Source organism: Sphingobium chlorophenolicum (assembly GCF_000722875.1).
Classification (GTDB): domain Bacteria; phylum Pseudomonadota; class Alphaproteobacteria; order Sphingomonadales; family Sphingomonadaceae; genus Sphingobium; species Sphingobium chlorophenolicum.
On sequence record NZ_JFHR01000048.1, the window covers coordinates 1 to 15204 of the forward strand.

A 15204-nucleotide genomic window follows, 5' to 3' on the forward strand; every position below is an offset into this window, starting at 1 on the left:
GTGCGGGTCAGCGGGCCGGGCGCGGTGGCGGCAGAGGGATTGCGGGCGCGGCAGGTTGTGGTGGCGAATGATGGGCCGGGGAACGTGGCGTTGATGGCGGAGGTGACGGCGAAGGTGACGGCGTCCGGGTCGGGCGATGTGACGGTGGCGGGGAAAGCCGCGTGCAGCGTCGATAATCGCGGGACGGGGCGGGTGAGTTGCGGGGGTGAGGTTTATTAGGGAGCTATTCAGAATGTCGGGAACTGGCCATTAGCAGACATCAATTCCTCCCTACGCGAAGCGTGGGGAGGGGGACCGCCGCCGAAGGCGGTGGTGGAGGGGAAATACGAAGGTCGTGCCACCTTCCCCTCCACCAGCCTACGGCTGGTCCCCCTCCCCATCTCTCGATGGGGAGGAATAGGATAGGTCGGCTAACCACCCACGCTGACGGGAGCGGTCAGCCCGTCGCTTTACAGGAACCCGCGCAATTCCGCGATGAAGCGGTCGAACTGGTCGTGATGCAGCCAATGGCCCGCATTCGCGAATTCGACCAGTCGGGCATTCTGGAAATGCGCCGCGCGTCCGTCCTTCACCGGATTAGACGCCCAGCTATCCAGCCCCAGGCACAGCAGCGTCGGGCAGGTGATCCGGCTCCAGAATTGGGGCAGGTCTTCGTCGTTCCACGCCTGGGGCGCGGGATCGTACACATAGGGGTCGAATTTCCAGCGGTAGCTGCCATCCTCGTTGCGGTTGACGCCGTGGATGGTGAGGTGCATCGCCTGTTCGACCGACAGATGGTCGTTGCGTTCCCGCATGCGCGCCACCGCCGCCTCTATAGTCGGATAATGGCGCCGGGTCTGGCGGGCGCGGGCGCGCCTTTTCTCTATCCAGCGCAGCCATTGTTCGGGGGCCGGTTTCCCGGCATATTCCGCGATCCGGGTAGGCGACAGGCCCAGACCCTCTATGGCGACCATCTTGGCGACCTTTTCCGGGAACAGCCCGGCATAGCGCAGGGCGATCGACCCGCCCAGCGAATGGCCGACCAATATCACCGGGTCGCGGCCCAACTGCTCCACCAGTTGCGCCAGGTCGTAGACATAATTGGTCATCATATAGGAGCCTTCGGCCGACCAGGCGCTGTCGCCATGGCCGCGCAGGTCGAGCGCGATGACATGATAATCCTTCGACAATTCCCGCGCCGTCCAGTCCCAGCTTCGCGCATGGTCGAACCCGCCATGCACCAGGATCAGCGTGGGCGCCGCGCTGTTGCCCCAGTCCAGATAATGGAGGCGCATGCGCAGCGACGTGTAGAAATGCGAAGTCGGCGCGGCTTGCCTGGTCATGCGATCCTGCGAATTTGTGGGACGGGGGCGGGCGATGTTCATCTCTCTTTGGCGAACTGCCCGTCGCATGCAAGGGGCGAGCGCGGAAAATCCATATTTTACGGATGTTTCGCCCGGTGCTGGTAAATATAGCGTTACAGGTCGCCCGGCTGGGGGGCGAGCCTGACGATCTTCCGTCCCCCTTGCGTCGCGGCGGTCACCATGCGGGCCAGTTCCACTTGCTTGAACGGCTTGTCGAGCCGGGGCCGCCGGGTCATGTTGGGCGGCAGTTCAGCGAAGCCGGTGATGATGATGACCGGCAGGCCGGGCAGCCTCCCCTCAATCTCCTCCGCCAGTTGCATGCCGTTCATGCCCGGCATGGCGAAGTCGGTGACGACCAGGTCGACGCTGCCCTGCTCCAGCACCCTCAGCGCGTCCGCGCCCGACGTCGCCAGGAACACCGTATGGCCCAGTTCCTCCAGCATGCCCGCGGTGTTGGTCAGCACCAGATCGTCGTCGTCCACCGCCAATATGACCATCGGCTCCGCCCCCGGCAGGGCCAGAACATCGATGGCCTCGGCCGCCTCTTCCGCGGCGGCGTCGGAAGCGACCGGCAGCCAGAGCGACACGGTGGTGCCCTGTCCCGGCTGGCTGGCGATCACCAGCGATCCGCCGCATTGTTCGGCGAAGCCATGCACCATCGACAGGCCCAGCCCCGTGCCCTTGCCCACCCCCTTGGTGGTGAAGAAGGGTTCGCGCGCCCGTTCCAGCGTCGCGGCGTCCATGCCCTCGCCCTCGTCCACGACGGACAGGCGTATATAGCGCCCGGCCTCCGGATCGGGGCGTCGGCCCGGCGGCGGGCTGTCCTCCGCGCCCTCTATGACGATCCGCCCGCCCTCCGGCATGGCGTCCCGCGCATTGATCGCCAGGTTGACCAGCGCCAGTTCAAGCTGCGCCGGATCGGCATGGGCGGCGCTCAGATGCAGGGGAAAGCGCGTCTCTATGACGACCCCCGCGCCCAGCGTCGCCCGCAGCAGGTCGGCCATGTCGCGCACCAGCGCCATGCAATCCACGCTTTGCAGCTTCAGTTCCTGCTTGCGGGCGAAGGCGAGCATGCGCTGCGTCAAGGTCGCGCCGCGTTCGGCGGCGGTCATCGCATTGTCGATGTAGCGCGACACGTCCGCCCCGGTCGCCAGCCGCTGCTTCGCCAGGTCCAGGCTGCCGACGATCACCGCCAGCAGATTGTTGAAATCATGCGCGACGCCGCCGGTCAGCTTGCCGATGGCGTCCATCTTCTGCGCCTGGAAGATGGTTTCCCGCGCCTCCTCCAGCGCCAGTTGCGCCTCCCGCCGTTCGGTGAGGTCGCGGGTGATCTTGGCAAAGCCGATCAGTTCGCCGTCCGCCTCCCGGATCGCGTCGATGACAACATGCGCCCAGAAGCGCGAGCCGTCCTTGCGGATGCGCCATCCCTCCGCCTCGAACCGGCCTTCCCGCGCCGCCGTTTCCAGCGCTCTAGAGGGCAGGCCCGCCAACCGGTCCTCCTCCGGATAGAAGCAGGAGAAGTGCCGGCCCAATATCTCTTCGGCCTCATAGCCCTTGAACCGGCGCGCCCCGGCGTTCCAACTGACGATGACGCCGTCGGGCGACAGCATGTAGATGGCATAGTCGGTGACGTTCTGGACCAGCAGTTCGAAGCGGTTTCCAGAACCTTCCGGCGGCGCCATGCTCATCTGAGGGGTTCCTGTGGAATATCTTGTTCGCCATGAACAACGCGCCCGCGTGCCGGACGTTCCGCTTCCGAAAGCGAATGTTCGCGGTCCCCTGCCGCTGCGTGAAATTCTGAGGGGCGATGTCGTTGACGCCATAAGGATCAGCGGCTAAGCCCCGTTCCATCAGGCGGGTGTAGCTCAATGGTAGAGCAGAAGCTTCCCAAGCTTACGACGAGGGTTCGATTCCCTTCACCCGCTCCAAGATTTTCCTGACATTTTCAGCCTGATCCTCCCTGCGCGAAGCGTGGGGAGGGGGACCGGCCGAAGGCTGGTGGAGGGGAAATGGCGTGACCTGCGTATCTTCCCCTCCACCATGCTTCGCATGGTCCCCCTCCCCATCTGTCGATGGGGAGGAATAGGATGGGTCACTCCTACACGAAACGCTCGCTTACCCCACCTGCCGTTTGGCCAGTTTGCGGGCCAGCGTCCGGCGGTGCATGCCCAGACGCCGCGCCGCTTCGGAAATGTTGAAGTCACTGTCTTTCAGCACCTCATGGATATGTTCCCATTCCAGCGTCTTGATCGATGTCGGGCGCGGGGCCAGCGGGGTGGAGGGGTCGCCGGTCGAACGGGCGAAGGCGGCCTCTATGTCGTCGGTGTTGGACGGCTTGGCCAGATAGTTGGACGCGCCCAGCTTGATCGCCTCCACGGCGGTGGCGATGCTGGCGAAGCCGGTCAGCACCACGATCACCATCGCCGGGTCATGGGCATGCAGCGTCTGCACGCAGACCAGCCCGGATTCCGCGCCAAGTTTCAGGTCGACCACCGCAAAGCCCGGCTTGCTGCCCGCCAGAACCGTCTCCAGCGCGGCATGGCTGTCCGCCGTCAGCACCGTGTAGCCGCGCCGTTCGAAGGAGCGTTTCAGGGTTTTCGCGAAGGCCTCATCATCTTCGACGATCACCAGCAGGCGCTCAGACATCGGCATGTTCCTCTTCCAGCGCCACGGTGCCCAGCGGCAGGCGCAGCAGGATCAACGCGCCGCCGTCCGCGCCGTTGCTGGCCGATACGCTGCCGCCCAGCTTACGCACGACATTGACCACCAGGAAGAGGCCCAGGCCATGGCCGCCCTGCCCCTTGCTCGACCGGTAGGGTTTGCCGAAATCCTCCAGCATGGCTTCGGAAAAGCCGCTGCCATTGTCGCGCACCGCGATGTTGAGCGAGGCGCTGTCGCGTCCCACCAGCAGGTCGATATAGGTCGCGCCCGCCTCCCGCGCATTGTCCAGCAGATTGCCGATCGCCTGCCGGATCACCGGATCGGCGATGATGCGCGGATAATCATGCGGCCCGAAATCGCAGCGCAGCGGCATGCCGGGATTGGCCCTGCGCCACTCCATGGCGATGCCGTCGATGAAGTCGCGCACATTGGTGACTTCGGGCGCCTCGCCCCGCGCCTCACCGGAGGAGATGAGGATGCCGGTGACGATTTGCTTGCAGCGCTGGACGGCGGCCTGCATCTCGTCCACCTCCTCGATCAGGGTGGGATGCTCCCTGACCTCCGGCATATGTTTCCAGTCGCCCAGCACCACCGCAAGCTGGGACAGGGGCGTGCCCAGTTCATGCGCCGCGCCCGACGCCAGCAGGCCCATGCGGACGATATGCTCCTCCTCCGCCGCCTGTTGCCGCAGCCGGGCGAGATAGGCCTCCCGCGCCTGAAGGTTGCGCGTCACCGGCAGCACAAACAGCACCAGCAGCACCGCGACCATGGTGAGGCAGATCCAGGTGCCGACGATATGCAGGTCGAACAAATGACCCTCCAGCGCCCCGCGCAGGTCCAGCGGCCGGTAATGCAGCGCCAGCAACCCCGCGCACAGCGCCGATACGAAGACGATGCCCCAGATGCTCCAGCGGTCGAGCAACACCGCGCCCAGCGCCACCTGCACCAGATAGAGGGAGATGAAGGGATTGGTCGCCCCGCCGGAAAGATAAAGCTGCGCCGTCAGCAGCAGCACGTCGAACAGCAGCGACAGGAACAGTTCGGCATGGGACACGTCGGTCCGCCTGCGCAGCACGCCGAAGCTGAGGCCGTTCATCACCATCGCCATGCCCGCGACCAGCAGCATCGGCGCCAGCGGCAGGCGGATGCCCATGATGAAATGCACCGCCAATATGGTGATGAGCTGGCCCGCGATGGCCAGCCAGCGCAATTGCACCAGCAGCGCCAGATTCTTGCGCCCGGCGGCGTCGGCGGGCCACTGGCTGGGTTGCCAGAGGGTGCTGATCGGCAGGTTCCGGTTCATCCCCGGCGGTCTTTTCGCGCCTGACGCATGACGATTATGTACCCGCCCGCGACCATCGCCGCCAGCACGAACCATGTGATCGCATATTCCAGGTGGCTGTTGGGGAATTTGACGATGGTGAGGCCGCCGACAGGCAGGCTGTCGGGGCCGCAGGCGGCGTCGGCGTCCATGAAATAATCGGCCAGCGGGCCGCTGATCCCCCGCGCGGCGGCGATGGCGGCGACGTCGCGGGAATACCAGCGGTCGGCCGCAGGGTCGTTGGAGCGCAGGAAGCCGCCGCCCGGTTCGCTGAGGCGCAGCAGGCCCGTGACAAGCACCTTCCCCTGCGGCCTTGCATAATCGCGGCGCTTATCGGGCGGCACGAAGCCGCGATTGACGATCAGGGTGAAGCCCTGGTCGGTGACGAGGGGCGTCAGCACCCAGAAACCCGCGCCGCGCACCGTCACGGCCTGCACCAGCGCGGCCTTGTCATGGAGGAAATGGCCTGAAATCCTGACCCGGCGATATTCGTCGGCTCTGGTGGCTGCGCGGGGGGCCGGAATGGGGAGCGCGTGGATTCGCGCATCGACGCGGGCGATCAGGTCGCGCTTCCAGGCGAGGCGCTGGACCTGCCAGCTTCCCAGGACGCAAAATCCCGCGAAGAAGAACAGCGCGATCAGCGTCAGGCCGATCGCAAAGGCCGGGGAGCGGCCGGAGCGCCCCCCGTCTTGGGCCGTCTTCACGGCATCTCGCTCATGTTCCGCATGGCGCTCATGTCCATGTCCGCATGCGGCATCATGTTGGCGTTCAGATGGTACATAACCCACAGCGATCCCGACAGGACGATGACGACCAGCACGAGCGTCAGCATCATCGCCATGAACGACCAGCCGCCTTCGATGCGGGTGTTCATGTGTAGGAAGTAGATCATGTGAACCACCACCTGCACGGCGGCAAAGCCCATGATGATCACGCCGGTCAGTTGCGGGTCGTTCAGCACGCCCGACATCACCAGCCAGAAGGGGATGGCCGTCAGGATCACCGACAGGCCAAAGCCGATCATGTAGCTGCGAAAGCTGCCGTGCGCGCCTTCTTCATGATAGCCGTGGTCGTGGGAATGGACAGCGTCGCTCACCGCAGGACTCCCATCAGATAGACAAAGGTGAAGACGCCGATCCAGATGACGTCCAGAAAGTGCCAGAACATCGAAAGGCACATCAGGCGGCGTTTGTTGGCGGGGATCAGGCCCTTTTTCGCGACCTGCACCATCAGCGTCACCAGCCAGATCGAACCGAAGGTGACGTGCAGACCGTGGGTGCCGACCAGCGTGAAGAAGGACGACAGGAAGGCCGAACGCTGTGGCCCCGCGCCCTCATGGATGAGGTGCGAGAATTCGTAGAGTTCGATGCACAGGAACGCCCCGCCGAACAGCAGGGTGACGAACAGCCAGCCCTGCGTGGCGCTGACCCGGTTCTTTTCCATCGCCAGCATGGCGAAGCCATAGGTGATGGAGGAGAAGAGCAGCATCGCGGTGTTGAGCGCGATCAGCGGCAGGTCGAACAGGTCCTTCGGCCCCGGCCCGCCCGCATAGCTGCCGCCCAGCACCGCATAGGTGGCGAAGAGGATGGCGAAGATGAGGCAGTCGCTCATCAGGTACATCCAGAAGCCCAGATTGGTGCTGTGGCCTTCGTGGAGGTGCGGTTCCTCCGGCAGATGATAGGCCCGGGGTTCCATCGTTGCAGTTGCGCTGCTCATGTGGGTTACACTCCCGCCGCGAGGATGCGCGTGCGCTCTTCCTCGGTGCGCGTGACGACATCCGCGGGGATGTAGAAGTCGCGCTTGTAGTTGAAGCTATGGCCGATGGCGACGGCGACCAGGCCGATGAAGCTCAGCCCCGCGAGCCACCAGATGTACCAGATCAGCGCGAAGCCGCAGAGCGTGGCGAGCGCGGCAAGGATCACGCCCGCTCCGGTGCTGCTGGGCATATGGATCGCCTGATATCCGGTCAGTGGACGCTGGTAGTTATTCTTCTTCATGTCAGCCCAGGTGTCGGTGTCGTAGACGACCGGCGTGAAGGCGAAATTATATTCCGGCGGGGGCGAACTGGTCGCCCATTCCAGCGTGCGGCCGTCCCAGGGATCGCCCTCCACCTTCAGCTCGTCGCGCTTCCAGATGGAGACGGCGAACTGGACCAGCATGGCGCCGATGCCCACGGCGATGATGGCGGCGCCGATCCCGGCGATGACGAACCAGATCTGGAGCGACGGATCGTCGAACACGCGCATGCGGCGGGTGACGCCCATGAGGCCGAGCACATAGAGCGGACCGAAGGCGAGCCAGAAACCGATGTTCCAGCACCAGAAGCTGACATGCCCCCAAAACTGGTTCAGCCTGAAGCCGAACGCCTTGGGCCACCAATAGTTGATCGCCGCGAACAGGCCGAACAGCACGCCGCCGATGATCACATTATGGAAGTGCGCGATCAGGAACAGCGAGTTGTGCAGCACGAAGTCCGCCGGAGGAACGGCCAGCAGCACGCCGGTCATGCCGCCGATGGTGAAGGTCAGCATGAAGGCGACGGTCCACATCATCGGCAGTTCGAAGCGAATCCTGCCGCGATACATGGTGAACAGCCAGTTGAAGAGCTTCGCCCCCGTCGGGATCGAGATGATCATCGTCGTGATGCCGAAGAAGCTGTTGACGCTGGCGCCCGACCCCATGGTGAAGAAGTGGTGCAGCCACACGAGGTAGGACAGCACCATGATCGTGCAGGTGGCGTAGACCATGGAGGTGTAGCCGAACAGCCGCTTGCCGGAGAAGGTCGAGGTGACTTCGGAAAAGACGCCGAACAGCGGCAGGATGAGGATGTAGACCTCCGGATGGCCCCAGATCCAGATGAGGTTGACGTACATCATCGGATTGCCGCCGAAATCATTGGTGAAGAAGGCGGTGCCCGCATAGCGGTCGAGCGACAGCAGGACCAGCGTGGCGGTCAGGATGGGGAAGGACGCGACGATCAGCACGTTCGCGCAGAGCGACGTCCAGGTGAAGACCGGCATCTTCATGAGGGACATGCCCGGCGCGCGCATCTTCACGATGGTCGCGATCAGGTTGATGCCCGACAATGTCGTGCCGACGCCCGCCACCTGCAGCGCCCAGATATAATAGTCGACGCCGGTTGCCGGGCTGTAGGCGATGCCCGACAGCGGCGGATAGGCGAGCCAGCCGGTCTGCGCGAACTCACCCACGAACAGCGAGATCATCACCAGCACCGCGCCGCCCGTCGTCATCCAGAAGCTGAAATTGTTGAGGAACGGGAAGCTGACGTCGCGCGCGCCGATCTGGAGCGGGACGATATAGTTCATCAGGCCGGTGATGAACGGCATCGCCACGAAGAAGATCATGATGACGCCGTGCGCGGTGAACACCTGGTCATAATGGTGCGCGTTCAGATAGCCTTCGGAGCCGTTGAAGGCCCAGGCCTGCTGGATGCGCATCATGATCGCGTCGGAAAAGCCGCGCAGGAACATGACGAGGCCCAGCACCATGTACATGATGCCGATCTTCTTGTGATCGACGCTGGTGAACCATTCCTTCCAGAGGTAGCCCCAGAGCCCGAAATAAGTGAGCGCCGCGACGAGCGCCACGCCGCCGATCACGACGCCGATGAAGGTCGCGACGACCACCGGCTCATGCCACGGGAAGGCGTCCCATGTCAGACGACCGAAGATCATCTGCGTTGTTGTGAGTGTTCCAGTCATGGCCTTACCGATGCTGCGCGTGCGCGTCAGCGCCGCTGTGGGAAGAGGGGGCGACAGGGGCGTCGGGGGCGGTTTCCTGCCCCTTATTCTCGTCCGACTGTTCGATCACATGGCTGTTGGGAAAATCGTAGCGCAGGCCCTTCGTGTCATGCGCCGACTCCTTGCCCGCGCCGCCCATCATGTTGATGTGCATCAGTTCGCCCATGCAGCGCTGGCCGGGCTTGGGGCAGAGGTTCACCACCGCGTCGAACAGCTTGGGATCGACGGCGGAGAAATAGGCGACGGGCGCCTTCTCGCTCGGCTTTGCCAGACCCAGATAGACGGTGCGGTCGAGATTCGCGCCGCTTGCCTTCACCTTCGCCACCCAGGCGTCGAAATCGCCCCGCTCCAGCGCCTTATAGGCGAAGCGCATATGGCTGAAGCCCGCGCCCGAATAGTTGGCGGAGAAGCCCGTGCCGCCGACCGCCTTGTTGGCGACCGCGTGCAACTGCGTCTTCATGCCCGGCATGGCGTAGATCTGCCCGGCCAGTTCGGGGACATAGAAACTGTTCATGACCGTCGAGGCGGTCAGGTCGAACCGCACTGGCACATTGGTCGGAATGGCCAGTTCATTGACCGTGGCGATCCCCAGTTCCGGGTAGATGAACAACCATTTCCAGTCGAGCGCCACGACCTCCACCGTCAGGGGCTTCACCTTCGGGTCGATGGCGGTCTTCGCGTCGATCCGGTCGAGCGGGCGATAGGGGTCCAGCTTGTGCGTGCTTACCCATGTCAGCGCGCCCAGACAGATGATGATCAGCAGCGGCGCCGACCAGATCAGCAGTTCCAGCTTGGTGGAGTGATCCCAGTCCGGATCATAATCCTTTTCCGCCGCTTTGTTGGCCGAACGGTAGCGCCAGGCGAAGAAGACGACCAGCGCCATGACCGGCACGACGATCAGCAGCATCAGCGCGGTCGAGATGAGGATCAGGTCGCGCTGCTGCACCGCAATATCGCCCGACGGGTTCATCACGACCCAGTCGCATGCCGTCAACGGCAGCGCCATGATCGGCGCGCACCTACGGAAAGTTCGGGTCCAATTAGGGGATAAAGGGTGTGACATGATGTGCGCCTAACCCTTCCGCTGGAGGCCGAAAAGTGGACAGTTTGTCCCATTGTGCGCAAACGCAAAAAACGCTTGAGCTATGGGATACTGCTTAGACTCTGCGGCTTTTCTGTTATGCTGCCCGCCAGTGGCCATCGGCAGAACAGAAAAAGGTTCCGATGGCTTAGCCAAGGAGCGGATGTCTATGAGTTCACAGGCAATGACCTTCACCTCCCGGTCGCTGGAGGATGATGCGCGCCTGATCAATGCGCGGGACCACAATATCGCGCCGGGTGACATTTCCATCGGTGTGATCATCGGTCGCACCTCCGAATTCTTCGATTTCTTCGTCTATGCCATCGCTTCGGTGATCGTGTTTCCCAGTCTGGTCTTCCCCTATGTGGATGCGCTGACGGGGACGCTCTATTCCTTCGCGATCTTCGCCGTCGCCTTCATCACGCGGCCGGTCGGTTCGCTGATCTTCATGGCCATCGACCGCCACTTCGGGCGCGGAACGAAACTGACGGTGGCCTTGTTCCTTCTGGGCGGGTCGACCGCGTCGATCGCCTTCATGCCCGGTTATGAGACGATTGGCCACTATGCCGCCGTCGTCCTGATCATTTTGCGGGCCGCGCAGGGGGTCGCGCTCGGCGGAACATGGGATGGACTCGCTTCGCTGCTGTCGCTGAACGCGCCGCGGCATCAGCGCGGCTGGTATGCCATGGTGCCGCAGCTTGGCGCGCCGCTGGCGCTGCTGGTGGCGAGCGGGCTGTTCGCCTTCTTCCTGACGACTCTGTCGCGGGCGGATTTCCTCGACTGGGGCTGGCGCTATCCCTTCTTCGTGGCCTTCGCGATCAACGTCGTGGCGCTGTTCGCCCGGCTGCGTATCGTGGTGACGCATGAGTTTGAGCGGCTGTTCGAGCAGAAGGACCTGCAACCCTCCGAAGTGCTGCCCACCGTCAAGGCGGAGGGGCGCAACATCGTCATCGGCGCCTTCGCCCCGCTGGCCAGCTTCGCGCTGTTCCACATGGTGACGGTGTTCCCGTTGAGCTGGGTGGCGCTCTTTACCAAACAGCCGCTGGAGCGCTTCCTGATCATCGAGATGATCGGCGCGTCGGTCGGCCTGCTGGCCATCGTCGTTTCGGGCTTCATCGCTGACCAGATCGGCCGCCGCTCGTTGCTGGCATGGTCGGCGCTGGGCATCGCGATCTTCAGCGTGATGGCGCCGCTGCTGCTGAATGGCGGCGATCTGGGCGAGGTCGCCTTCATGATCCTGGGCTTCATGCTGCTGGGGCTGGCGTTCGGCCAGTCGTCGGGCGTGGTGGCGTCGAACTTCGCGACCGAAACGCGCTATACCGGATCGGCGCTGACGTCGGACCTGGCGTGGCTGGTCGGTGCCGGTTTCGCGCCGCTGGTGGCGCTGCTGCTGTCGGTGAAGTTCGGGCTGGCCGCTTCGGGCATCTACCTGCTGTCGGGCGCGGTGGCGACGATGGTGGCGCTCTACATCAACAAGGAACTGGCGGGGCGGGATCGCTGAGGTCCGTCAGCCATATTCGAAACGGGGCCGGGGGAGTATTTTCCCCGGCCTTTTTCATGCCCGCGCAGAGGCCCGCATGCGCGCCAACGCCCGCCGGTCGAACCATCCCGCAGGCAGCGCGCGCGGCGAAAAACGCGGCAACCACTCCCCATAAAGCGCATCCATGCGCGCCGGCAGCCCGTCGACGCCCTCCCGGCCCATGATGTCGGAAATGATCCGGTTCTGGAAAAAGCGCACCGAATAGTTGATCATCCGCCGATATTGCATCCGCAGCGTGGAGGGCCGCAGCAGGCTCACCGCCTCGCACCGGAAGCCGGCATCCTCGCAAGCGAGCACCCGATCCCGCACCCAATCGGCATCGCGCCCCAGACCGGTATGCGCCCAGGCCGCGACCAGCCCGTCATCCCCGATCAAATCCTCCGGCAATCGCAGGCCCCGCGCCCGGATTGCGGCGGCGAACCGTCCCGACAGGGCGTAGAGATCGCCGAACAATCCACGCTCTTCCCGCAAGCTGCGGCGATAGGCCTCCACAGAGCGCCCGTTGACCGGCATCCCTGCCGCCGCGTGGGCCTCAGGCTGTGCCGCGAGGGCAGTTGTCAGCGCATCGATCGATCCGGTTACGATCTCCGCATCGCCGTCCAGGAAGATGACGGCATCCTCATCCCCGTTCAGCAGATCATGCACGAAATGATTCCAGGTCCGCGCCTTGCCCCCGGCGGCCAGATCATGGACGATGACATTCGCCCGTCCGTCCGCCGCCTCCCGCGCCCGCGCCGCCGTGGCGTCCGTCGAACCGTTCACCAGCACATGGAAGACGCTATCCGCCCGATCCAGCGGCAGGGACGCCAGGCACAGCCCGATCCGCCGCTCCTCCTGATGCGCGAATATGCCGACGGCGATGCCCACCTTCAGCGAAAATCCCAGCTTTGCTGTCCATGCTGCGCCAGATCGAGGCCCTCGGCTTCGTCCCGCACGCCGATGCGGGCGGGCACCACGACCGACAGCATCAGCGCGATAATCGCCGATCCCGCCATCGCCCAAAGCGCCACCGCCGCTATCCCGGCCAACTGCGCGACAAAGGCGCCGCTGAGGCTGATCCCCGCCGCGAAGCCGACCCCGCCCAACACCGGCAGCACGAAGGGGATCAGCAACAACATGCCGATCAGCCCGCCCAGCCCATGGATCAGGAAGACGTCCGCCGCATCGTCGATCCGCTCGCCCAGCAGCGCCTTGACCACCCGGCAGAGCAGAGCGGCGATCAGCCCGATCGCCATCGCGCCGCCCGGCCCGACCAGCGCCACCGAGGCGGAAATCGCCACCATCCCCGTCAAGGCTCCCGAAATCGTGCCCGTCGCCGTTACCCGGCCAAGGTCGATCCGCTCCACCAGAATCCAGCCGAATGCGCCTGCACAAGCGGCAAAATGCGCGTTGAGGATGGCCGTCGCGGCATTGTCCGTCGCGCCGAAGGCCCAGCCGCCGACGATCCCGGCCCAGCCGATCCACAACAGCGCGCCGCCCGCCAGTCCCAGCAGCGGCGCATGGCCGCCGGAGACGGCCCGCCGCTTGCCCACCACCAGCGTGAGCGCCAGCGCTGAAAAGCCCGCGCAAAGGTGAACGACCAGCGCGCCCGCAAAGTCCATGACGCCCAGATTCGCCAGCCATCCGCCGCCCCAGACCCAATGCACCACCGGCGCATAGACCAGCAGCAGCCAGAGCAGGGCGAAGACGGCCATCCACCCCAGACGCACCCGCTCCGCCACCGCGCCGGGCAACAGGCAGGCGGCAAAGATGGCCAGCCCCATCTGGAACAGCACAAAGGCCGATTCCGGCACGGTCAGCCCGTCCCGCAACGCCCCCAGATCAGCGAGCAGGACATGCGCCCGCCCACCCAGCCATCCGCTCCCCGGCGCATAGGCCAGACTATATCCGACGATCCCCCAGAGCAGCGAGACCCCTGCGGCCACCACCAGCCCCTGCATGCCCACCGACAGCGCGCTGCGCGCACGGACCAGCCCCGCGTGACGCAGAATCAGTCCCGGCAGCGCCGCCAGCAGCACCAGCACGCCGCACAGGATCATCCAGGCCGTATCGCCGCTATCGGCCACGGCGACCTGCGCCGTGGCGGTTTGCGGCGCCATCAGCGCGGGAAGGAGGAGAAACGCAAGCAGACGATGCATCAGGCGATCCAGCAGTCCAGAAATCGACCCGCCGTAACCCATGCGGAGTAAAGACTTGCCTAACCCCTGCTTAATTTCCGCGACTTAGGCGGCTTGGATGAATTTGGGATGGCGGGGGATGCAATGGCGGACGCTCTTAATCCTCCCTACGCGCAGCGTGGGGAGGGGGACCATGCGAAGCATGGTGGAGGGGAAATGGCGCGACCTGCGTATCTTCCCCTCCACCACCGCTTTCAGCGGCGGTCCCCCTCCCCATCTTACGATGGGGAGGAATAGGATGGGTCCGCTTTCCACCCAATCACTCGGTCGGGCGATAACCGAATTTGTCTACTGCCTAGGCTTTGAAACCGGCGGTCGCGGCCTGATATTGCGCCTTCAACTGCTCTATGAAGGCGGCGGCGGGCTGGACCTGGCTGATCGCGCCGATCCCCTGCCCCGCGCCCCAGACGTCGCGCCATGCCTTCTTTTCGCCGCGTGCCGCGCTGGAAAAATCCATGTCGGCCGCCTTGGGCAGATTGTCGGCGTCCAGCCCCGCCGCGGTGATGCTGGGGCGCAGATAATTGCCGAGGACGCCGGTGAAATAATCCGAATAGACGATGTCGCCCGCGCCGCTTTCCACGATCATCTGCTTGTAGGCGGAATCCGCATTGGCTTCCTCCGTCGCGATGAAGGGGGAGCCCATATAGGCGAAATCCGCCCCCAGCATGCGCGCCGCCGCGATCGACCGGCCGGTGGCGATCGAACCCGACAGGGCCAGCGGGCCGTCGAACCAGGCGCGGATCTCCTCCACCAGGGCGAAGGGCGACAGGGTGCCCGCATGGCCACCCGCCCCCGCCGCCACGGCGATCAGGCCGTCCGCGCCCTTCTCTATCGCCTTGCGCGCGAAGACATTGTTGATGACGTCGTGCAGGACGATGCCGCCATAGCTGTGCACCGCTTCGTTCACATCCTCCCGCGCGCCGAGCGACGTGATCACGATGGGAACGCGATATTTGACGCAGAGGGCGAGATCCTCCTCCAGACGGCTGTTCGTCTTGTGGACGATCAGGTTGACGGCGAAGGGAGCGTCCTTTTCCGTCAGCGCGTCCTGCAATTGTTGCAGCCATTGTTCGAACACGCCAGACGGACGGGCGTTGAGCGAAGGAAAGGAGCCGATGATCCCGGCGCGGCACTGCGCGATCACGAGCGCCGGTTGCGAGATGATGAACAACGGCGAACCGATCAGCGGCAGGGACAAACGGCCTTCCAAAAATGCCGGCAAACTCATGGGCCAAGCCTCTCCTTCATAATGTCGCGAATGCGCTATCATTTACCGCGGCGCAGCAAAAGACCGAATCTTGCGGTCGGGCGCGGGGGGGA

At 64.5% G+C, this 15204-nt stretch carries 14 protein-coding genes and 1 tRNA gene; 3 read left to right on the forward strand and 12 right to left on the reverse strand.

Annotation, left to right across the window (positions count from 1 at the left end):
• A partial coding sequence (locus tag BV95_RS17120; RefSeq protein ID WP_202901571.1) for a GIN domain-containing protein occupies nt 1-219 on the forward strand: 219 nt, incomplete at its 5' end.
• A gap of 230 nt (nt 220-449) precedes the next feature.
• Here BV95_RS17120 and BV95_RS17125 read toward each other — a convergent pair.
• Entirely contained in the window at nt 450-1322 is an 873-nt protein-coding gene (locus BV95_RS17125; RefSeq protein ID WP_037454873.1) for an alpha/beta fold hydrolase, read from the reverse strand.
• A 134-nt stretch (nt 1323-1456) separates the two neighbouring features.
• Entirely contained in the window at nt 1457-3025 is a 1569-nt protein-coding gene (locus tag BV95_RS17130; protein WP_037454877.1) for a PAS domain S-box protein, read from the reverse strand.
• Nucleotides 3026-3197: 172 nt separating this feature from the next.
• On the opposite strand from BV95_RS17130, the gene BV95_RS17135 reads away from it, so the two are divergent.
• A tRNA-Gly gene (locus tag BV95_RS17135) sits at nt 3198-3271 on the forward strand.
• Between the two features lie 187 nt (nt 3272-3458).
• Here the strand turns inward: BV95_RS17135 and BV95_RS17140 are convergent.
• From BV95_RS17140 to cyoA, 7 genes are read right to left on the reverse strand one after another with little or no spacing between them, the layout of a single operon-like run.
• Nucleotides 3459-3989, reverse strand: a complete 531-nt coding sequence (locus BV95_RS17140) for a response regulator transcription factor (RefSeq protein ID WP_037454879.1) — start codon at nt 3987-3989, stop codon at nt 3459-3461.
• Nucleotides 3982-5307, reverse strand: coding sequence for an ATP-binding protein (locus BV95_RS17145; protein WP_037454776.1), 1326 nt, complete (start codon nt 5305-5307; stop codon nt 3982-3984). Before BV95_RS17145 ends, BV95_RS17140 begins: the two co-directional genes overlap by 8 nt.
• A complete protein-coding gene (locus tag BV95_RS17150) occupies nt 5304-6029 on the reverse strand; it encodes an SURF1 family protein (RefSeq protein WP_037454779.1) in 726 nt (241 codons plus the stop codon). Before BV95_RS17150 ends, BV95_RS17145 begins: the two co-directional genes overlap by 4 nt.
• The gene (cyoD, locus tag BV95_RS17155; protein WP_037454782.1) at nt 6026-6421 is read right to left on the reverse strand and encodes a cytochrome o ubiquinol oxidase subunit IV; all 396 of its coding nucleotides are present in this window, start codon (nt 6419-6421) and stop codon (nt 6026-6028) included. The genes BV95_RS17150 and cyoD overlap by 4 nt, the downstream gene beginning before the upstream one ends.
• Entirely contained in the window at nt 6418-7041 is a 624-nt protein-coding gene (gene cyoC, locus BV95_RS17160; protein ID WP_037454785.1) for a cytochrome o ubiquinol oxidase subunit III, read from the reverse strand. The genes cyoD and cyoC overlap by 4 nt, the downstream gene beginning before the upstream one ends.
• 5 nt (nt 7042-7046) lie before the next feature.
• Nucleotides 7047-9047, reverse strand: a complete 2001-nt coding sequence (gene cyoB, locus BV95_RS17165) for a cytochrome o ubiquinol oxidase subunit I (protein WP_037454788.1) — start codon at nt 9045-9047, stop codon at nt 7047-7049.
• A 4-nt stretch (nt 9048-9051) separates the two neighbouring features.
• The gene (gene cyoA / locus BV95_RS17170) at nt 9052-10092 is read right to left on the reverse strand and encodes a ubiquinol oxidase subunit II (protein ID WP_156028699.1); all 1041 of its coding nucleotides are present in this window, start codon (nt 10090-10092) and stop codon (nt 9052-9054) included.
• 244 nt (nt 10093-10336) lie between these two features.
• Between cyoA and BV95_RS17175 the strand changes: the two genes are divergently transcribed.
• Nucleotides 10337-11668, forward strand: coding sequence for an MFS transporter (locus tag BV95_RS17175; RefSeq protein WP_037454793.1), 1332 nt, complete (start codon nt 10337-10339; stop codon nt 11666-11668).
• Nucleotides 11669-11722: 54 nt separating this feature from the next.
• Here BV95_RS17175 and BV95_RS17180 read toward each other — a convergent pair whose 3' ends face one another.
• From BV95_RS17180 to BV95_RS17190, 3 genes are all read right to left on the reverse strand, one after another.
• The gene (locus tag BV95_RS17180; RefSeq protein WP_037454796.1) at nt 11723-12574 is read right to left on the reverse strand and encodes a glycosyltransferase family A protein; all 852 of its coding nucleotides are present in this window, start codon (nt 12572-12574) and stop codon (nt 11723-11725) included.
• Between the two features lie 2 nt (nt 12575-12576).
• Entirely contained in the window at nt 12577-13845 is a 1269-nt protein-coding gene (locus tag BV95_RS17185; RefSeq protein ID WP_037454881.1) for an ammonium transporter, read from the reverse strand.
• 334 nt (nt 13846-14179) lie between these two features.
• Nucleotides 14180-15112 carry an NAD(P)H-dependent flavin oxidoreductase gene (locus BV95_RS17190; protein WP_037454798.1) on the reverse strand — a complete coding sequence of 311 codons (933 nt, stop codon included), beginning with the start codon at nt 15110-15112 and terminating at the stop codon, nt 14180-14182.
• Nucleotides 15113-15204 lie beyond the last annotated feature (92 nt).

Bases quoted from the DNA above. Each gene is read 5' to 3' on its own strand.
- BV95_RS17140 (WP_037454879.1), bottom strand. From the start codon at position 3,989: ATGTCTGAGCGCCTGCTGGTGATCGTCGAAGATGATGAGGCCTTCGCG.
- BV95_RS17175 (WP_037454793.1), top strand. From the start codon at position 10,337: ATGAGTTCACAGGCAATGACCTTCACCTCCCGGTCGCTGGAGGATGAT.
- BV95_RS17185 (WP_037454881.1), bottom strand. From the start codon at position 13,845: ATGCATCGTCTGCTTGCGTTTCTCCTCCTTCCCGCGCTGATGGCGCCG.
- cyoB (WP_037454788.1), bottom strand. From the start codon at position 9,047: ATGACTGGAACACTCACAACAACGCAGATGATCTTCGGTCGTCTGACA.
- BV95_RS17125 (WP_037454873.1), bottom strand. From the start codon at position 1,322: ATGACCAGGCAAGCCGCGCCGACTTCGCATTTCTACACGTCGCTGCGC.
- BV95_RS17130 (WP_037454877.1), bottom strand. From the start codon at position 3,025: ATGGCGCCGCCGGAAGGTTCTGGAAACCGCTTCGAACTGCTGGTCCAG.
- BV95_RS17145 (WP_037454776.1), bottom strand. From the start codon at position 5,307: ATGAACCGGAACCTGCCGATCAGCACCCTCTGGCAACCCAGCCAGTGG.
- cyoA (WP_156028699.1), bottom strand. From the start codon at position 10,092: ATGGCGCTGCCGTTGACGGCATGCGACTGGGTCGTGATGAACCCGTCG.
- cyoC (WP_037454785.1), bottom strand. From the start codon at position 7,041: ATGAGCAGCGCAACTGCAACGATGGAACCCCGGGCCTATCATCTGCCG.
- BV95_RS17190 (WP_037454798.1), bottom strand. From the start codon at position 15,112: ATGAGTTTGCCGGCATTTTTGGAAGGCCGTTTGTCCCTGCCGCTGATC.